This window comes from Marinobacter sp. (genome assembly GCF_040904845.1).
Classification (GTDB): domain Bacteria; phylum Pseudomonadota; class Gammaproteobacteria; order Pseudomonadales; family Oleiphilaceae; genus Marinobacter.
On the sequence record NZ_JBBDSR010000106.1, the window covers coordinates 1 to 18855 of the forward strand.

20 protein-coding genes and 1 other RNA gene are annotated in these 18855 nt (G+C 56.4%); 18 read left to right on the forward strand and 3 right to left on the reverse strand.

Annotated elements, in window-relative coordinates; all coding sequences use genetic code 11:
• Positions 1–128 precede the first annotated feature (128 nt).
• From WD429_RS13190 to WD429_RS13245, 12 genes are all read left to right on the forward strand, one after another.
• Positions 129–1679 (forward strand): 2-isopropylmalate synthase, encoded by a 1551-nt coding sequence (locus tag WD429_RS13190; protein ID WP_368422644.1) that lies wholly within the window; start codon positions 129–131, stop codon positions 1677–1679.
• Positions 1672–2529 carry a hypothetical protein gene (locus WD429_RS13195; protein WP_368422645.1) on the forward strand — a complete coding sequence of 286 codons (858 nt, stop codon included), beginning with the start codon at positions 1672–1674 and terminating at the stop codon, positions 2527–2529. The genes WD429_RS13190 and WD429_RS13195 overlap by 8 nt, the downstream gene beginning before the upstream one ends.
• Entirely contained in the window at positions 2526–3008 is a 483-nt protein-coding gene (gene rimI, locus WD429_RS13200) for a ribosomal protein S18-alanine N-acetyltransferase (protein ID WP_368422646.1), read from the forward strand. The genes WD429_RS13195 and rimI overlap by 4 nt, the downstream gene beginning before the upstream one ends.
• A 114-nt stretch (positions 3009–3122) precedes the next feature.
• Entirely contained in the window at positions 3123–4703 is a 1581-nt protein-coding gene (gene prfC, locus WD429_RS13205) for a peptide chain release factor 3 (protein ID WP_368422647.1), read from the forward strand.
• A 15-nt stretch (positions 4704–4718) separates the two neighbouring features.
• Positions 4719–5504: a TatD family hydrolase gene (locus WD429_RS13210; protein ID WP_368422648.1), complete on the forward strand. Its 786-nt coding sequence runs from the start codon at positions 4719–4721 to the stop codon at positions 5502–5504.
• Between the two features lie 196 nt (positions 5505–5700).
• Complete coding sequence (gene rplM, locus WD429_RS13215; protein WP_368422649.1) at positions 5701–6129, forward strand: 50S ribosomal protein L13; 429 nt, start codon at positions 5701–5703, stop codon at positions 6127–6129.
• 12 nt (positions 6130–6141) lie between these two features.
• Complete coding sequence (gene rpsI / locus WD429_RS13220) at positions 6142–6534, forward strand: 30S ribosomal protein S9 (RefSeq protein WP_368422650.1); 393 nt, start codon at positions 6142–6144, stop codon at positions 6532–6534.
• 239 nt (positions 6535–6773) lie between these two features.
• The gene (gene petA, locus WD429_RS13225; protein WP_368422651.1) at positions 6774–7370 is read left to right on the forward strand and encodes a ubiquinol-cytochrome c reductase iron-sulfur subunit; all 597 of its coding nucleotides are present in this window, start codon (positions 6774–6776) and stop codon (positions 7368–7370) included.
• Positions 7370–8602: a cytochrome bc complex cytochrome b subunit gene (locus tag WD429_RS13230; RefSeq protein WP_368422652.1), complete on the forward strand. Its 1233-nt coding sequence runs from the start codon at positions 7370–7372 to the stop codon at positions 8600–8602. Before petA ends, WD429_RS13230 begins: the two co-directional genes overlap by 1 nt.
• On the forward strand, positions 8602–9357 hold the full coding sequence (locus tag WD429_RS13235; RefSeq protein WP_368422653.1) for a cytochrome c1: 756 nt from the start codon (positions 8602–8604) through the stop codon (positions 9355–9357). Before WD429_RS13230 ends, WD429_RS13235 begins: the two co-directional genes overlap by 1 nt.
• A 107-nt stretch (positions 9358–9464) precedes the next feature.
• Positions 9465–10094: a glutathione S-transferase N-terminal domain-containing protein gene (locus WD429_RS13240; RefSeq protein ID WP_368422654.1), complete on the forward strand. Its 630-nt coding sequence runs from the start codon at positions 9465–9467 to the stop codon at positions 10092–10094.
• Positions 10095–10157: 63 nt separating this feature from the next.
• Positions 10158–10568 carry a ClpXP protease specificity-enhancing factor gene (locus WD429_RS13245; RefSeq protein WP_368422716.1) on the forward strand — a complete coding sequence of 137 codons (411 nt, stop codon included), beginning with the start codon at positions 10158–10160 and terminating at the stop codon, positions 10566–10568.
• A gap of 45 nt (positions 10569–10613) precedes the next feature.
• Here WD429_RS13245 and WD429_RS13250 read toward each other — a convergent pair whose 3' ends face one another.
• From WD429_RS13250 to WD429_RS13260, 3 genes are read right to left on the reverse strand one after another with little or no spacing between them, the layout of a single operon-like run.
• A complete protein-coding gene (locus WD429_RS13250) occupies positions 10614–11204 on the reverse strand; it encodes an SIS domain-containing protein (RefSeq protein ID WP_368422655.1) in 591 nt (196 codons plus the stop codon).
• 2 nt (positions 11205–11206) lie between these two features.
• Complete coding sequence (locus WD429_RS13255) at positions 11207–11578, reverse strand: YraN family protein (protein WP_368422656.1); 372 nt, start codon at positions 11576–11578, stop codon at positions 11207–11209.
• Positions 11579–11608: 30 nt separating this feature from the next.
• Positions 11609–13450: a penicillin-binding protein activator gene (locus WD429_RS13260; protein WP_368422657.1), complete on the reverse strand. Its 1842-nt coding sequence runs from the start codon at positions 13448–13450 to the stop codon at positions 11609–11611.
• 180 nt (positions 13451–13630) lie between these two features.
• Between WD429_RS13260 and rsmI the strand changes: the two genes are divergently transcribed.
• The 6 genes from rsmI to WD429_RS13290 all read left to right on the forward strand — a co-directional run bounded on the left by rsmI (position 13631) and on the right by WD429_RS13290 (position 18851).
• A complete protein-coding gene (gene rsmI, locus WD429_RS13265) occupies positions 13631–14494 on the forward strand; it encodes a 16S rRNA (cytidine(1402)-2'-O)-methyltransferase (protein ID WP_368422658.1) in 864 nt (287 codons plus the stop codon).
• A 64-nt stretch (positions 14495–14558) separates the two neighbouring features.
• An RNA gene (gene rnpB, locus WD429_RS13270) (RNase P RNA component class A) lies at positions 14559–14908 on the forward strand.
• Positions 14909–15216: 308 nt separating this feature from the next.
• The gene (gene mraZ, locus WD429_RS13275; RefSeq protein WP_368422659.1) at positions 15217–15669 is read left to right on the forward strand and encodes a division/cell wall cluster transcriptional repressor MraZ; all 453 of its coding nucleotides are present in this window, start codon (positions 15217–15219) and stop codon (positions 15667–15669) included.
• Positions 15666–16652: a 16S rRNA (cytosine(1402)-N(4))-methyltransferase RsmH gene (gene rsmH / locus WD429_RS13280; protein WP_368422660.1), complete on the forward strand. Its 987-nt coding sequence runs from the start codon at positions 15666–15668 to the stop codon at positions 16650–16652. Before mraZ ends, rsmH begins: the two co-directional genes overlap by 4 nt.
• A 1-nt stretch (position 16653) precedes the next feature.
• On the forward strand, positions 16654–17058 hold the full coding sequence (ftsL, locus tag WD429_RS13285; RefSeq protein WP_368422661.1) for a cell division protein FtsL: 405 nt from the start codon (positions 16654–16656) through the stop codon (positions 17056–17058).
• Positions 17059–17111: 53 nt separating this feature from the next.
• On the forward strand, positions 17112–18851 hold the full coding sequence (locus tag WD429_RS13290; protein WP_368422662.1) for a peptidoglycan D,D-transpeptidase FtsI family protein: 1740 nt from the start codon (positions 17112–17114) through the stop codon (positions 18849–18851).
• Positions 18852–18855 lie beyond the last annotated feature (4 nt).

Consider the following 18855-nt stretch of genomic DNA (forward strand, 5'->3'; position numbering starts at 1 on the left):
GTCAGGCTCTTAATACCCTAAACCCCAGTATCCCAGATACTGGGGTTTTTTATTGGGGCCGCGGAAAACCTTGGCCGGTGGTATACTTTTGCAGATAATGAGCCAAATATCTCTTAGGGAGTAATCCGATGCCTGTAACCGATCATCTGGTCATTTTTGACACCACGCTCAGGGACGGAGAACAGAGTCCGGGCGCGACCATGACCAAGGCGGAAAAGCTTCGGATTGCCAAGGCACTGGAGAAGCTCCGTGTGGATGTTATTGAGGCTGGGTTCGCCGTTGCCAGCCAGGGTGATTTCGAGGCCGTTAAATCGATCGCCGAACACATCAAGGACTCCACGGTTTGCAGCCTGGCACGTGCACTGGATGGCGATATTGATCGGGCAGCCGAAGCCATCCGACCGGCCCAAAGCGGTCGCATTCATACGTTTATCGCGACTTCACCTATTCACATGAAGCACAAGCTTCAGATGCAGCCAGACGACGTGGTTGATCAAGCGGTGCGCGCAGTGAAACGGGCGCGGAGTCATACGGATGACGTGGAATTTTCCTGTGAAGATGCTGGCCGGTCGGAGCTGGACTTCCTCTGTCGCATTATTGAAGCGGCCATCGCTGCCGGTGCGCGAACAATCAATATTCCCGATACCGTTGGTTATGCCATCCCGGAACAGTTCGGCGAGACGATCCGACAGCTATTGAACCGCATCCCTAACGCGGACAAGGCGATTTTTTCTGTCCACTGCCATAACGACCTGGGGCTTGCAGTTGCCAACTCGCTGGCTGCTGTGAGTCAAGGGGCTCGGCAGGTAGAGTGCACCATTAACGGCCTTGGAGAACGGGCCGGCAATGCGTCACTGGAAGAAATTGTCATGGCGGTTCGTACTCGACAGGATCTGTTCTCTCTGGACACGCGCATTGATACCCGCCACATTGTGCCGTCATCCCGCCTGGTGTCGACCATTACCGGTTTTCCGGTACAGCCCAACAAGGCCATCGTAGGCGCAAACGCATTTGCCCATGAATCTGGTATCCACCAGGATGGTGTGCTCAAGCATCGCGAAACCTATGAGATCATGCGGGCAGAAGACGTAGGCTGGCACACCAACAGCCTGGTACTGGGAAAGCATTCCGGCCGCAACGCATTCCGTACCCGGTTGCTCGAGTTGGGTATTCAGTTTGAAACGGAAACAGAGCTGAACGAAGCCTTTACCCGTTTCAAGGCCCTGGCCGATCTCAAACATGAGATTTTCGATGAGGACCTGCAGGCGATCGCCAGTGACACGCGTCAGAAGGAAGAAGAAGGTCGGTTTGGCTTGGTGTGCATGCAGGTTTGCTCGGAAACCGGCGTGGTGCCCAAGGCCAGCCTTACTCTGCTGATGGATGGCAAGGAGCACCAGGTGGAAGCAGAAGGAAGTGGCCCCGTGGACGCTGCGTTCAAGGCCATTGAGTCCCTGGTGGACTCCGGGTGCAACCTGCAACTGTATTCAGTCAACAACATCACCAGTGGCACAGACGCTCAGGGCGAAGTGACGGTGAGGCTGGAAAGAGGTGGTCGCATTGTGAATGGAGTGGGTGCGGATACTGACATTATCATTGCCTCTGCCAAAGCTTACATAGAGGCACTCAATCTTATTAGTCGTGGGGGCATACGCCAGCACCCCCAGGTTGCTGATGTCTGAACTAATCCATCGGGACGACGCTATGACCTATCCTGAGGCTGACAGGCAGTACTATTTGTCGATGGCCGGTATCCGGCTGTGGTACGCCCGGGAGCCTCTCCCTGGCGCGGCACCCAGCCCGGAGTTTGATGTGTCGTGGGAAGAGGAAAGCCGTACCGCTGTTGCCGAGTCTTTTTCGGCACCTGGGGCTCAACCTGCGCTGCCCCGACGGATTCAGCCGAATGTGGACCCAAGTCACGCCAGCGAAAAGATTGCGCACCTGCAGGCGCTGATGGCAGGGGGCAATCCGGAGACCAGTTCTGGAGGTCCCGCTGCACCTGAGTCGGAAACGGCGGTTGATCGTGGACGGGCCGATGTGCCAGGTCCCGATGTCGAGCCGCAGCCAGAAGCGACGCCGGAGGAGCCGGCCCTGGTCTCCGGCCTGCGGCTCACTTTGGGGTTCTGGACAGCGGAAGATATGCTTCTGGTAAGCAGTATCTCCCCGGATGCAAGCGAGCGCCTACAGGATGCGCTGGCGAATAATATCCTCACCGCATTGGGCCGCTCTCCTGACGTCAAGCCTGATTATGTGCATTGGCCAGTGTTTGCCAACCCTCTGGTCCCCGGCAACCGTTTTTCTGATTTCTCCAATGTGCTGACCTCGAAGATGGAAAGTCTTAAGGGGTGCCAACTGATACTTATGGGGGTATCGCAGGCGCAGTGGCCCGAAGACCGCGACAGCTGGGTTGCCCGGACCCTTGGTACACCGGTTGTTGATTTCCCCAACACACTTGCCGAGCTGGCAGCACTGCCTGCGCTTAAGAAAGCGGTATGGAGGGAGCTCAAGCCACTGGCGCGGGGTTCGGAGTGACCTCCACGTATCAGGCTGTCGTCCGCACTGACAGCGTTATCCGTGCTCTGGTGCCTGAGGACTTGGCGGATGTTCTGGAAATGGAGGTGCGTAGTTACTCCCACCCATGGAGCGAAGCGGTTTTCAGGGACTGCTTCCGCCCAGACTATCGATTGTACGCCTGTGACTGCGGAGCAGCCTTGGGCGGATACGCCATCGTTGCCTACCTGTTTGATGAGGCGCACCTGCTGAATCTCTGTGTTCCTCCAGAACGACGCCGAGAAGGAGTGGGGCGGCAATTGCTGCGTTATCTGATTGCCCGGGCGGCCCATGAAGGCATGAAACAGGCACTGCTTGAAGTCCGGGTGTCGAACCTCTCAGCCATAGCCCTTTATGAATCGGAAGGTTTCCGGGGGATCGGCCGGCGTCCCGGATATTACCCGGCGGCGGACGGCCGTGAGGACGCGTCAGTGATGGCGATTGACCTCTGCGTGATTTAGAGGATGCCTACGAACTATCCACGATTTCTGTGCGGATGCATCGTTCGCGTCTTGTGTCTATTCCCCCTATAATGGCGGCCTTTTCAGTGTATTTGAATCAGGTTGCCGTCCATTATGTCCACCCTCGAAAAAGAAGTGTCCAACCGTCGTACTTTCGCGATCATTTCGCACCCGGATGCTGGTAAAACCACCATTACCGAAAAGGTGTTGCTGTTCGGTCAGGCCATTCAAAAAGCCGGGACCGTCAAGGGCAAGAAGTCAGGCCAGCATGCCAAGTCCGATTGGATGGAGATGGAAAAAGAGCGGGGCATCTCGGTCACCACCTCGGTGATGCAATTTCCCTATGCCAACCGGCTGGTGAATCTGCTGGATACGCCAGGCCACGAAGACTTCTCGGAAGATACCTATCGCACACTGACCGCTGTCGATTCCTGCCTGATGGTGATCGACAGCGCCAAGGGTGTTGAAGCGCGAACCATCAAGCTGATGGAAGTCACACGCCTGCGTGATACCCCGATCATCACCTTCATGAACAAGCTGGACCGTGATACCCGGGACCCGGTAGAGCTGATGGATGAGGTCGAAGACATCCTCAAAATAGCCTGCTCACCGGTGACCTGGCCCATTGGCATGGGTAAGAACTTCAAAGGTATTTACCATCTGCTTCGGGATGAAGTTGTTCTGTACCAGTCTGGTCAGGGCCACACTATTCAGGAGCGCCGGGTGATTTCCGGTCTGGACAACCCCGAGCTGGATGAGGTGCTTGGCACCTACGCTTCGGAGTTGCGGGATGAAATTGAACTGGTGAAGGGCGCTTCCCATGAGTTTGATCACGGGGCCTTTCTCAGAGGTGAATTAACGCCCGTGTTCTTTGGCACTGCGCTGGGTAACTTTGGCGTCGATCATATGCTGGATGGCCTGATTGAGTGGGCACCGGAGCCACAACCCCGGGAAACCGACCAGCGCCTCGTCGGGCCAGCAGAAGATGTCTTCTCCGGGTTTGTTTTTAAGATCCAGGCGAACATGGACCCCCAGCACCGTGATCGGGTCGCCTTCCTGCGTATTGTTTCCGGCCGCTACAACCAGGGTATGAAAGCTCGTCATGTCCGTATCGGCAAAGACGTGCGTTTCTCCGATGCACTGACCTTTATGGCCGGGGACCGGGAGCACGCCCAGGAGGCGTTTGCTGGCGACATCATCGGTCTTCACAATCACGGCACGATACAGCTCGGTGATACCTTTACCGGTGGTCAGGATATGAAGTTTACCGGGATTCCGAATTTTGCCCCTGAGCTCTTCCGTCGGATTCGCCTGAAAGACCCTTTGAAATCCAAACAGCTTCAGAAGGGCCTGATTCAGCTGTCCGAGGAAGGTGCGGTTCAGTTATTTCGGCCCCTGAAGAATAACGATCTGATTGTGGGCGCTGTCGGTGTGCTGCAGTTTGATGTTGTCGTTAGCCGCCTGAAGAGTGAATATAAGGTGGAAGCGTTATATGAGCCCATCAACGTCTCGACGGCACGTTGGGTTACTGCCGGTGACGAGCGCAAACTTGACGAATTTCGGCGCAAGAATAACGACTTTCTGGCGCTTGATGGCAGTGACCAGCTGGCCTACATCGCGCCAACGATGGTGAACCTGCAGCTCGCGCAAGAGCGTTACCCGGACATCAGCTTCCATAAAACCCGGGAGCACTGAGTACCTGACATTGCCATGAACCTCGTCGACGCGCACTGCCATTTTGACTTTTCCGACTTTGACGGGCAGCGGGAACAGGTCTTGTCGCGCGCCAAAAACCTCGGTGTTTCGCGGGTCGTCATACCTGGTGTAAGGCGGCATGACTGGGGAAGAGTGGCCGAAACCTCTGCGAATTTCCCTGGCACTTTTTACTGTCTCGGTATCCATCCCTGGTATGTCCGGGATCATGATGAGGTCGATTTGCTATCTCTGGAAGCTGCGCTGGCTGAAGCGAACAGCCATTGCGTGGGGCTGGGCGAATGTGGGCTGGACCGGTTGAAAGGGTCACTTTCCCAACAGGTGCCCTGGTTCGAGGCTCAGGTTGGTATTGCCAAACGCCAGGGGCTGCCACTGATTGTTCATTCCGTCCGGACGCATGATGAGGTCTGCGGCATATTGAAGGCGCAGGGTTTTGCCGGGCGAGTGCTGATCCATGGTTTTTCCGGGAGTTATCAGCAGGCCTGTAAACTGGTTGATCTCGGTTGCTACATTGGCGTCGGCGGTGTTGTGACTTATGCCAGAGCGCGGAAAACCCGTGACGCCATTGCCCGCCTGCCAATTGAGTCGCTGGTGCTGGAAACCGATGCTCCAGACATGCCCCCTGAAGGCGTGGAAAAAGGCCGTAACTCGCCGGAATTCCTGCCGGTTATCCTTGACTCGTTGGCCGAGTTGCGAGCGTTCAGCCGGGAGGCCCTGGCTGACCAAATTCTCAGGAATACCTGCCGGTTGTATGGCTGGTCTGCGAATACCGTAGGGGATTAACGAAACCGCTTGCATTGGGGTTGGCTTTCAGTAGCGGTTTGGATATACTTCGCGCCCTGGCTTTTCAAGGCGATGCCATCATCTCAGCCCCGAATGATGTCACTGCCGATCATTACAGGTATAGAGCCCCTCCGGATGCCAAGAGTTACCGGTGGTGGTTTTTAACGTTTCTTATATAGCGTTCAAGGCGGAATCAATGAAGACTCTGAGTGCGAAACCAGAAACAGTAACACGTGACTGGTACGTTGTAGACGCAGCCGGCAAGACGCTGGGTCGTCTGTCAACCGAGATCGCCCTTCGTCTGCGGGGCAAGCATAAGCCTGAGTACACCCCCCATGTAGACACCGGCGATTACATTGTCGTTATCAATGCCGGTCAGGTGCGGGTTACTGGCAAAAAATCATCTGACAAGATGTATTACAGTCATACCGGCTTTCCGGGTGGTATCAAGTCGATCAGTTTTGAAAAGCTGGTTGATAAGGCGCCTGAGCAGGTAATCGAGCATTCCGTCAAAGGTATGCTTCCGAGAGGCCCTTTGGGCCGTGCCATGTTCAAAAAACTGAAAATTTATGCCGGTGCTGAGCATCCCCATGCAGCCCAGCAGCCCAAAGAACTCGATATTTAACGGAAGGCGGATATGTCTGTAGCACAAAATTACGGTACGGGTCGCCGCAAGACATCCACGGCTCGGGTTTTTATCAAGCCGGGAAGCGGTAACATCTCTATCAATGGTCGCTCTATCGAAGACTTCTTCGGTCGTGAGACCTTGCGCATGATCGTTCGTCAGCCCCTGGTTGTTGCCGAATCGACTGATCGATTTGATATCAACATCACCGTTAAGGGTGGTGGCATCAGTGGTCAGGCCGGCGCAATTCGCCACGGTCTGACTCGTGCGCTGATGGATTATGACGAAACTCTGCGTCCATCGATGCGCAAAGCGGGTTACGTTACCCGTGACGCACGTGAAGTAGAGCGTAAGAAAGTGGGTCTGCGGAAGGCGCGTAAGCGTCCTCAGTTCTCCAAGCGTTAATTTCGCTGGAGTATTGCCCGATAAACCCGGCCACGGCCGGGTTTTTTATTGCCTCCCCAAAGAGCGTAAATTGGAGCTGTGACAGAGATCGTCCGTCTGCCACTGCTTTCCGACTTGTAAGGCGTGGGTAATTTCATTACCATTTGCTCGCTTATAATTTTGGGTTGTGAAGTCCTTTTTGAAGTGTGGTAGCGCCAGAATCCGGTGCTCTGCGCCTCGCCTGATGGGAGAAAACCATAATGAGTAATGGCGACGTGAGCCAAGGCCGGCGCCGGTTTCTGATCGGTGCTACGTCGGTGGTAGGTGGAGTCGGCGTCGTCGGTGCGGCAGTTCCTTTTGTGGCGTCCTGGAATCCCAGCGCCAAAGCAGAAGCAGCTGGTGCACCGGTTACCGCTAATGTCAGTAAACTGGAGCCGGGTCAGCAGATGACAGTAGAGTGGCGGGGTAAGCCGGTCTGGGTTGTCCGCCGTACCCCGGAGATGCTCGAAAATATCGAGAAGCTGAACGACGAAGTAAAAGACCCTGAGTCTCAGGAAGCGGCCCAACCTTCCTATATCGAGGGCATTTACCGTGCCGTCAAGGAAGAGTATGTGGTTTTGGTTGGTATTTGTACCCACCTGGGCTGCTCGCCGAAATTTCGTCCCGAGGTGGCACCTGCCGACCTGGGCGAGGACTGGCTGGGTGGGTTTTACTGCGCCTGTCACGGGTCCCGGTATGATATGTCCGGACGTGTCTATGACGCTCAGCCGGCACCGCAAAACCTGGAGATTCCTCCGTATCGCTTCGATGACGAGAATACTCTGACCATCGGTCTTGATCCGGAGGGGGCAGCGTAATGCAAAAATTAGTATCCTGGATTGATGAGCGCCTACCGGTTGTAGACGCCTGGAACAAACACGTTGGCAAGTATTACGCGCCAAAAAACTTCAACATGTGGTACTTTTTCGGCTCCTTGGCGATGCTGGTGCTGGTCAATCAGCTGATTACCGGTATCTGGCTAACCATGAGCTACAACCCCTCCGGTGAAGGTGCCTTTGCCTCGGTGGAGTACATCATGCGGGACGTCGAGTGGGGCTGGCTGCTCCGCTATTTGCACTCTACCGGTGCGTCGGCGTTCTTTGTGGTAGTTTACCTCCATATGTTCCGCGGCCTTATGTACGGCTCATATCAGAAGCCCCGCGAGCTGATCTGGATCTTCGGCATGCTGATCTATCTCGTGCTGATGGCTGAAGCCTTCATGGGCTATCTGCTGCCGTGGGGGCAGATGTCCTACTGGGGCGCGCAGGTTATCGTTAACCTGTTTGGTGCTATCCCGGTCATCGGTGACGACCTGTCGCTTTGGATCCGTGGTGATTACCTCATTTCCGGTATTACTCTGAACCGCTTCTTTGCGCTTCACGTGGTGGCACTGCCTATTGTGCTCCTGGGTCTGGTGGTTCTGCACATTCTTGCGCTGCACGAAGTCGGTTCCAACAACCCTGACGGTATTGATATCAAGAAAAACAAGGACGAGAACGGCATACCGAAAGATGGTATTCCCTTCCATCCCTACTACACCGTGCATGACCTGCTGGGTGTTGGGGTGTTCTTCTTTATCTTCTTTATCGTGGTGTTCTTCTTCCCGGAGATGGGCGGCCTGTTCCTCGAGAAGCCGAACTTTGAGCCGGCTAACGCGTTGAAGACGCCGGATCACATTGCCCCAGTCTGGTACTTTACACCCTTCTACGCGATGCTCCGTGCCGTCACGGTGGACCTGTTTGGGTTGGATGCGAAGTTCTGGGGTGTTGTCGTCATGGGCGCTGCCATCGCGATTCTGTTTGTCCTGCCCTGGCTGGACCGTAGCCCGGTTCGCTCTATGCGGTACAAGGGCTGGATCAGCAAGGTGGCATTGGCGATTTTTGTAGTGAGTTTTGTCGTTCTTGGGTATCTCGGCATCGTTCCGGCGACTGAGGGGCGTACCATCACAGCCCAGATCCTGACAGCGCTGTACTTCCTCTACTTTATTCTCATGCCATTTTACACGCGCATGGAGAAAACCAAGCCAGTTCCAGAGAGGGTGACAGGATAATGAGAAAGCTGATTTTTGGTCTTTTCATCGCAATCCTGCCAGCGCTCGGGCTGGCAGCCGGTGCCGGTGGCCCATTGGATACCATGGAGCCGGATCATGCCAACAAGGCGTCGCTGCAGCGTGGGGCCGCCTTGTTTACTAACTACTGTATGGGGTGTCACTCAGCGGAGTATGCCCGCTACAAACGCGTGTCAGATGACCTGAACATTCCAGCGGCGCTGTACGAAGAAAACCTGATTTTCACCGGTGCCAAAATCGGTGAGTTAATGCAGGTGTCCATGAGCAAGGACCAGTCTGCGGGTTGGTTCGGCGCGCCGCCACCCGATCTGACTCTGGAGTCCCGTCTGCGTGGTGAAAGCTGGATTTACTCCTATCTGCGCGGCTTCTACAAGGATGATTCTCGGCCTCTGGGCGTGAATAACGTCGTCTTTGAGAATGTGGGCATGCCCCATGTCATGGTTGGGTTGCAAGGGCTGTGCGCTGTCGAGCCGAGGATTGGCCAAGGTGCCAACGTCGACCCGCTCAGTGGTAACGTCAACAATGCAGATGCGTGCCCCGAGTACGCCATTGAGGGCAGCATGTCTTCCGGGGAGTTTGATCGGGCCATGTACGACCTGACCAACTTCCTGTCGTACATGGGCGATCCGGTAAAACTGGAGCGTGAGCGTCTGGGGATGTTTGCACTGATTTTTGTGGCGATCTTCTTCATCTTTGCTTACTTGCTCAATCGTGAGTACTGGAAGGACGTACACTGAGATTTCAGGTATAATCCGTGGTCCTGAGTTCCAGCGGGCAGTTGCCGGCCCGCTGGATTTTTGCGTTTTCAGGATCATTCTGATTTGTTTACTCGTGAGGTAGTTTTATGGGCGTTGTGACCAAGCGGTCATCAATGACGTTTTTCTCGGACCCGGCCAGTCAGTACAGCCATCGGGTGCGTATTGTTCTTGCTGAAAAGGGTGTCACGGTTGACGTCGTTGATGTCGATCCGGACAACCCGCCGGCCGAGCTGGCGGACCTGAATCCGTATAATGCCTTGCCTACCTTGGTGGATCGTGACCTTGTGCTTTATGAGCCCAATATCATGATGGAGTATCTGGACGAGCGGTTTCCGCATCCGCCTCTGTTGCCGGTTTACCCGGTGGCCAGAGCAAACAGCCGCCTGATGATCCACCGAATTCAGAAAGACTGGTGTGGCCTGGTTGACCAGATTCTCGCCCAGCCTGGTGCCAAGGCGTCTGACGCTGCGCGCAAGGAACTGCGGGAGAGCCTGCTGGCCACTGCGCCACTGTTCGCTGAAATGCCGTTTTTTCTGTCTGAAGAGTTTACGATTGTCGATTGCTGTATTGCTCCGATTCTCTGGCGTCTGCCGGCCTTGGGCATTGAGCTCGATGACAAGCAGGCCAAGCCGTTGCATAAGTACATGGACAGCATCTTCAGTCGGGAAGGCTTCAAGGCGAGCCTGTCTGATCTGGAAGAAGACATCCGTAGCTGATTTAGCCACGCAGGGCCTGGATAACGGGTCAGGAGAGAGGCAGTGCCTGATAGCAAAGTAACCATGACATCGAGCCGTCCCTATCTGGTCAGAGCGTTCAATGAATGGATACTCGAGAACGATTGCACCCCATACATTGTTGTGGATGCAGGCGTTCAGGGTGTACAGGTTCCGACTGAGCATGTAGCCAATGGTCAGATCGTGTTGAACGTCAGTCCGGGAGCGGTGCGTACGTTGGTGATTGGGAACGGTGCGCTCGAATTCAGTGCCAGGTTTGGCGGCGTGCCGATGCAAGTATTCATCCCCTTGCAGGCGGTTATGGCCATCTACGCCAAGGAAAACGGCGAAGGTATGGTGTTTGGCAGCGAGCCCGGCTCACCGGACCCAGATGGTGATGGTCCAAAAGACTCGGGAACCAGTCAGAGTGGTGGTGAGCGTCCATCCGGTCGCCCAACACTCAAAGTCGTCAAATGACATCCCTCTGATTCCGTAAAAAACCAGCCTCGTGCTGGTTTTTTATTACCCGCCAAAAAGTTTGTCGTCTATCAGGCCGCAAAGGGCGTTAATGATCACCAGCAACAGCGGCGCTGCTGCGCTGGCAGACAGGTTGTCGAGGGCAATCTCATGGTCCTCGGGTTGGAGCAGGGAGGTGATGTCGGACTTTTCCTTTGCGCTCAGCACCACCACGTCCATTTCTCTGTCGTGTGCTGCCTGGATGGCCTGAATCAGGTTGGCTTTGTGCCCATCATCGACGATCACAAACAGCAGGTCACCTGCCTTGCCGATAGCCCGCACGGGTCGGGAAAAGGTGTCGTTGAAGCGGTTGTCACGGCAGATCGCGGAGTAGGAGGTGGCGTCTGCGCCGAGGTTGATGGCCGGGAGTGCCGGCCTGTCGTGTTCGAACCGGTTCAGCAGTGCGGTGCAAAAATACTGGGCCAGAATATTGGCGTTGCCATTGGCGCAGGCAATGATTTTGCCGTCATTGAGCAGGGTGTTTACGAATGCTTCGGCCGCCTGTTCGATAGCGGGCACCGTCGTGCTGGCAGCCTGGGCGGTATGCTCCATGTGGGTCGCAAACCATTGGTTGATTGTCTGTTCAGTGTCGGTCATATTCACGCCTGAATCGCATTTTTAATCCATTGTATCCGGTATTTTTTTACATCGCCGGCCGCGATAGCGATGACATCAATACGGCTCGCTATGGTCCAAAGCCCGTTGCGGTGCAGATAAAAGGAGGCGGCCTTCACCAGCCGCCTCTGTTTTGTTGGGGTGATCGATTCCGCCCCACTGGCAAGGCTCCCCCGGCCGCGGTATCGAACCTCAAAAAAGACCAGGACATCCCCGTCTCGGCCGATAAGGTCGATTTCTCCCCCACGATTGAACACGTTGCGCTCAATTATAGTCACGCCGCGGCTGTGCAGGTAGCGTGCAGCCACGGCTTCGTGCTGGTTTCCAATGGCTTTGCTGCCGTGTTTGCCGTCCATGGCGTGTGATCCTTGTACTGAGTGTCGGGATTACTCCTCGCTGGTTATCTCTTCCTCGGGCAGCTCGGTGAGCAGTTCCGGCGTGCCGCTGCGAAAACGTGCCCAGAGTTGTTCGCGGTGAATGCTGCCTTGCGGGGTCATGGTCAGGACGCCTGTCTGGCCATTGATAGCGGCATCCTCAACCTGACGCAACAATGGCAGGCGCTTACTGAGGTTCCAGGCATCCGCGCCCATCGCAAACAAACGACCAAGTTGGCCTCTCATGTCAGGTAGCGCCTCGCTGGCAGTCGCGCGGAAGTCATTGTTATCGTCCAGAACCCAGGGGATGTCGGTGAAGATTACGTTGTTCAGGTCCCGGTCCCGAGAGGGGTCCTGGTTTCCTTCATACACCATGGAAGTGGAGTAAACGGGAAGGTCTCCGCCAAAGTAAAAGGCAAACAGTGGTTTGAATTGCCTTGCAATCGTTGGCTCTGCAACCATAACCACGGCATCGGCATCCTGCCGGCGACGTGGCTCAAATTCGACATTAATGCCGGCGGTGCGCTCTACGTCAATCGCCCGCTCCCGGGATGCGGTAATGCCAAGAAGGTCTGCGGTCACCGCTCTCAGGTTGTCTTCTTTGAAATACCGATCAATATCCAGCGCGACGCTGCCATTTTCGGCCATACGGTCGAGTAAGGCGTTTTCCAGGCGGTCGCCCCAGTCGCCCTGCGGGATCAGCGCCAGCACCTGGTCGTTGCTTTCAAGAGCCAGGCGGTTGGCAATCTGGCGCGCTTCATCCTCGGCGGACAGGCCGAACTGGTAGAGCCCGGAAGGAGCGTCATTATTGTCGGGAAGATAGTTAAGCCCAAGCACTGGCACTGGAAGCGATTTCAGCTTTGTCAGCGCAATCAGGCCTTCTTTTTCCAGTGGCCCAACGATCAGGTCTTGGCCGTCACGGGAAATGTCCTCATAAAGCTTGCGGAAATCCGAGCCGGCTGTGTTGATTACCCGTATGCTGGTTTTATTGCGGTCAGCGGATTCATCGCTGTAGTAAGCGGCAAAGAAGCCATCACGAATAGCTTTGCCGGCGCTGGCCAGCGGGCCTTCCAGAGGCAGCGCCAGCGTGATCTGTTCCGGGCGGGTTTCCGCAAGGCTGGCAATCAGCCCCAGTTCAGAAGGCAGGGCGCTTGCGGCTGGGTGCCCTGGCCAGTTGTTTTGCCATTGCCGTACCACCCGGCTTTGCTCGTCCAGGTTCACGCCTGGCTCCCGGAGGATGCCGGCCAGCTCGATCCAGCCTTGTGCCTCATAGCCGATGACGGAACCGCTTTCCTCGGCCAGTTGCGCGTCTGAGGTAGCTTTGAGCGCCTGCCAGATGCGATCGTGGATGGACTGGACATCCTGGCGGGAGTCGGATTGCGCGAGCGTGATCAGGGTGGCAGCGGCCGCGAGGTGGTCGCCAGCCAGTTGCTGGGTGTCGGCCTGAAGGTTGGCAGCTCGCGCCATTAGCCCACGTTCGTAGTTGAGAAACTGGTCGCGCTCCAGCTGGTCGGTCAACTGGCCTGCCCAGTCGCGATCCTCGAGAGCGGTGGCGCTGGCCATGGACAGTAACAGGTACTGGTCTTGAAGATCGGCCTCGGGAGACGAAAGCCGGTCACTGAGAAGAATTCTGCGTGCGGACGTGTGGTCATCGCTGTCCTGAAACCGGTCGGCCGACCGGAGAAGGTATTGTTGCGCTTCCCGGCGGTCACCCTCTTTACTGGCGGTTTCCAGAGCCTGCTCAGCGCTTTCAGCGACATGGCGGTCCAGGTTGACGCTGGCGCACCCTGCAGCCAGCACCGTTAGCAGTATGAGGGTGACAAATGATTTCAGATTCAGACGGCAATTGGTCATGGCAAGCTCACGAACTCCGGGTAAATACGCTTGTGACGCCGGATAAACGGCGGCATCATGCCGGGAGTCCCGGCTATGCCGGGTTTCCCTGTATCGTTCTCAGGATGGCAAGTTTAACAGCTCCCGGATCATTTCACATGACGTAGGTGTCATGGTCCCCTGGTAAAGAGAGGCAATTTGGTGAAATCGGACCCTGATGCGCGCACGGGCACGCTCTATATTGTGGCAACACCGATAGGCAACCTGGAGGATCTGTCACCGCGAGCCTCATCGGTGCTTGCGGCTGTTTCTGTCATTGCCGCAGAAGACACCCGGCACAGTGGGCGCTTGTTGAACCATCTGGGGATTCATCAGCCCATGGTGGCGCTTCACGATCATAATGAGCGGGATCGCGCGGCTCAGATTCTGGACCGGCTGGAGGCCGGCGAAGATGTGGCCCTGATCTCAGACGCGGGCACCCCATTGATTTCCGATCCGGGCTATGTGCTGGTTCGCCAGGCTCGTGAACGGGGCGTGCGGGTCAGCCCCATCCCCGGGGCTTGTGCGCTGGTCGCGGCCCTCAGCGCTGCAGGATTGCCGACTGATCGCTTTCTCTTTGCCGGGTTTTTGCCTTCAAAGCGGGGCGCGCGTCGCGCAGAGCTTGAGTCCCTGGTTTCGGAAAGGGCGACCCTGGTGTTTTATGAATCCCCGCACCGGATTCAGGAAACGGTTACTGAAATACAACAGGTCATGGGAGCGGAAAGAGAGGTGGTGCTCGGCCGTGAGTTGACCAAAACCTTTGAGACCTTTTATGCCGGGCGTGCGGATGAGGTTTGCGACGCGATCAATGCAGACCCGAACGGTACGAGGGGGGAGTTTGTTGTCATGGTTGGCGGGTCCCGGGAAACCAATCAGGACGATGCAGGCGAGGTCAGCACTGACAAGCTGTTGGGCCTGCTGCTGGCGGAACTGCCGGTGAAGAAGGTGGCCAAAATTGTCGCGGAGCTGACCGGGCGTCCGAAAAACGAACTGTATCAGCGAGCCCTGTCGTTGAAGGCCGAGTAATACTGTTGGCGGTGGTCGCCCGGTTTTCCTTGCACAGTGGGGGTTGCGAAGGTATTGTCGTGCCCGAGCTCGCCAGACAGTCGCCGCCAGTACGCTGGGGGAGGAAAGTCCGGGCTCCACAGGGCAAGGTGCCAGGTAACGCCTGGGCGGCGTGAGCCGACGGAAAGTGCAACAGAAAGCAGACCGCCTAAGCACCTTCGGGTGCCGGTAAGGGTGAAACGGTGCGGTAAGAGCGCACCGCGTGACTGGCAACAGTTCACGGCGATGGTAAACCCCACCTGGAGCAAGACCAAATAGGAATCCTATGGCGTGGCCCGCGCTGGATTCGGGTAGGTTGCTTGAGGCCTGTGGTGACGCAGGTCCTAGATGAATGACTGTCCACGACAAAACCCGGCTTACCGGCGAGCTCATTTCTTTTCCAGTCCTGCCTTTGTGATGCTTGTCATTCTCAGGCAGCGTCTTTTATAGCCAAACAATCTTAAACCTCACTTGCCATCTTCAGACCTCTTTGCAGGTTCATGATTTTGCTCTCTTTCTTTTTGGTAATTTCCCCTCTCGCGCGAACCCTGCCCTCTAACCTCTTGTCATAAAAGGAACTTTTACAAGTGCGACGCCATTGGCGGCGCTTGCATTGTGTATTGCGTGTTTCTATAGTGTGCACAAGTGGGAAAAAGTGGTTTTTAGTGGTTTTTAATGGTTTCTGAACCCCAGAGTCGGTGCGAATGAGCAATTTTCTAGGCAGTCATGCCATCAATATGGATGCGAAGGGTCGCTTGGCGATCCCCTCCAAGGTGCGCGAAGAGCTCGCGCAGGCCTGTGGTGGGCGCATTGTGATGACGGCCAATGCTGACGAAGAGCGCTGCCTGCTGGTGTATCCAGAGCCGGAATGGGAAATTCTGCGTCCACAAATCGAAGCCTTACCCAATATGAACAAGGCGGCCCGTCGCCTTCAACGTTTGATCCTGGGTAATGCGGCGATCATGGAGCTGGATGGCGCTGGCCGTATTCTGGTTCCACCAACGCTTCGCTCGTACGCCCATCTGGAAAAAAAGCTGATGTTAATCGGGCAGGGCAAGAAGCTGGAACTCTGGAGCGAAGAACGCTGGTTCGCCTGGTTGGATGAGTCCGCCGGCGACGAAGACATGCCGCCGGAAATGGAGGCACTGTCCCTATGACCTCCGAACGTAAGCCGGGGGCTGAAGGCCAGGCATTCTCGCACCGCTCGGTGTTGCTGGATTCGGCGGTTGATTATCTGGTGACCGACCCCGAAGGCGTGTACGTCGATGGCACCTTCGGTCGCGGTGGTCACAGCCGACTGGTGCTGGGAAAACTGGGTGGCTCTGGCTGCCTGCTGGGCATCGATAAAGACCCTGAGGCAATTCGTGCTGCCCAAGAGCTGGCTGCCGAAAACAAGCGGTTTTTCTGCTACCACGGTTCCTTCGCTAATCTTGATGAGGCGATTGTTGGTCAAGGTTGGGAAGCCGTCAACGGTGTGCTGCTGGACCTGGGCGTGTCATCACCGCAACTGGATGATGCCGCCAGGGGGTTCAGTTTCATGCGAAACGGGCCGTTGGACATGCGAATGAACCCACTGCAGGCCCCAAGTGCGGCCCAGTGGTTGGCAGAGGCAGAAGAGAAAGACATTGCGAACGTGATCTTTCGTTACGGAGAAGAGCGTTTCTCTCGCCGTATTGCGCGCTCGGTAGTTGCGCAACGGCAGGCGTCGCCGATCAGCACGACCCATGAACTGGCCGAATTGGTCAGCAAAGCCGTTCCCAAAAAGGAAAAGCACAAGCACCCCGCAACCCGGACGTTCCAGGCAATCCGGATTTTTATCAACCGGGAGCTTGAAGACCTTGAGGCTGGGCTTGCAGCGGCCGCACAACGGCTCGCACCAGGCGGGAGACTGGTGGTGATCAGTTTTCACTCCCTCGAAGACCGGCTGGTGAAGCGATTTATGCGGGATCTTGCCCGTGGGCCTCGGCTTCCTAAAGGGGTACCGGTAACGGCGGCTCAGGAAGCTTCGGCGTTTCGCCTGGTGGGCAAGGCCAGCAAGGCCAATGAGGAAGAAATCAACGACAACGTGAGAGCCCGCAGTGCAGTGATGAGAGTGCTCGAACGTGTTCACAACGAACAAAATCATCAGGGGAGCACGTGACATGGGCGCGGTAGCGATTGAACCGACGGTCAAAAATGTCGGTCTGAACAGACAAAAAGTGAAAGACGGCCTGGCAAGTGCTGTGCGGGTGTCTCAACAGGTATTTGAAGCGCTCCAGCAGAAGCGCGTGATGATTTCGATGGTGCTGGTGGTGGTGCTGATTGCGTCGGCGGTCGGCGTGGTCGCCGGATCTTATGAGAACCGGGAGCTGTTTAACAGGCTGTCTCAGTTGCACGCCGAACGGGATATGTATCAGCGGGAATGGAGTCAGTTACTGTTGGAGCAGAGTGCGCTCAGTGCTCACAGTCGGGTCGAGGGTCTGGCCGCCCAGCGGTTCGGAATGCTGGTGCCAGGCCAGGAAGATATCGTTCTGGTGCCGCTGTTGGCACCGATTGCGGGTACTTGAAACACCGGTAGCCCATTTTTGGAAGCGAGAAAAAGAAACTCGGAGTAACCGTTTTGTCCGATCAGGAAAAACACGCAACATGGGGGCAGCGACTGGCTGCCGGGCTGAAAGCCTGGCGCTACGGCACCGTGCTGGGTGTTTTTCTGGTTGTGGTGGGCGCTCTGGGGTGGCGGCTGGTTGACCTTCACGTCGTGGATAACGAGTTCCTGCGCAAGCAAGGCGACGTGCGGACCATCCGTGTTGAATCCATTGATGCACACCGGGGCGTGGTCACGGATCGCCATGGCGAATCCCTGGCCGTCAGCACCCCGGTCCACACGCTCTGGGCGAACCCTTCTGAAATGGATGCCGATGAGCCGCGGTTGTCGCACCTGGCCCGTCTGCTGGGTATCAGCGAGGCGAAACTTCGTAGCCGTCTGAGACAATACGCCGACCGGGAGTTTATCTATCTGCGCCGGAAAGTTCAGCCAACCTTGGCTGAAAGCGCGCTGGGCATGGGTATTCCAGGCGTTTATAGCCGGCAGGAATACCGCCGCTATTATCCGGCCGGTGAGGTGACCGCCCATATGGTCGGATTTACCGATATCGATGAAAGTGGTCAGGAAGGCATTGAGCTTGCCTACAATCAGTGGCTCAGTGGCGAAAGTGGTCGGAAGCGCGTACTCAAAGACAATCGGGGGCGGGTTGTTAAAGACCTGACTCTGATCCGGGAAGCCCGCCCTGGCCGGGATCTTGTGCTGAGCCTGGACCTTCGCCTGCAGTACCTGGCTTATCGGGAATTAAAAGCGGTGGTCGGTGCGCATAAAGCTCGGGGTGGAACGCTGGTCATGCTTGATGTGGATACCGGCGAAGTGCTCGCTATGGTTAATCAGCACTCCTACAACCCGAATGATCGTAGTCAGCTGAGTTCTGACCGGCTCAGAAACAAGGCTATAACCGACCTTTTTGAGCCCGGGTCAACCATCAAACCGGTCGCTATGGCGGCGGCACTGGAATCGGGCAAATTCAACCGCAACAGCACGATTGATACGGCACCGGGCTACCGGCGCTTTGGTCGTTTTACCATTCGTGACAGCGCGAACTACGGCGTTATCGGGTTGACCGATATTATCGCGAAATCCAGTAACGTCGGGATGAGCCGGATTGCGACCGAGCTGGGCGGCGACGCCATCCGTGATCTCTACGCCCGTGTGGGCATTGGGCAACCGACAGGTATCGGCTTTCCCGGCGAAGCGGTGGGTGTGCTGCCAGCGCCCCCGAAGTGGCGGCCGGTTGAAGAGGCGACGCTGTCTTACGGGTATGGCATGAGTCTCAACGCCCTGCAGTTGGCGCAAGCTTACATGGTGCTGGCCAATGGTGGCATCCGTTATCCCCTGAGCTTGCTGAAGGTTGACGAGCGGCCGCCGGGGGAACGAGTGCTGTCGGAAGAGGTCTCATTTCAGGTGCGGAATATGCTCCGCGAGGCGGTTGAACATGGTACCGGCAAACGCGCGCAGCCCGGCTTTTATTCCGCCGGTGGTAAGACGGGTACGGTCCACCTGGTCGGCAAGGGCGGCTACGAAGATAGTCAGTACAAAGCGATTTTTGCGGGTATGGCACCGATTGATCATCCCAGAATCGTCACTGTAGTAGCGGTGGATGCGCCGCAATCAGGTGAGTACTACGGCGGTGAAGTAGCCGCGCCGGTGTTTGCGCGGGTTATGAGCGATGCATTACGACTGTTGAACGTGAAGCCGGAGCTAGACGTTGGCGACGCTAAAACAGAGCCGAAAACACCCGGGGAGCGGGGGTAAGGGT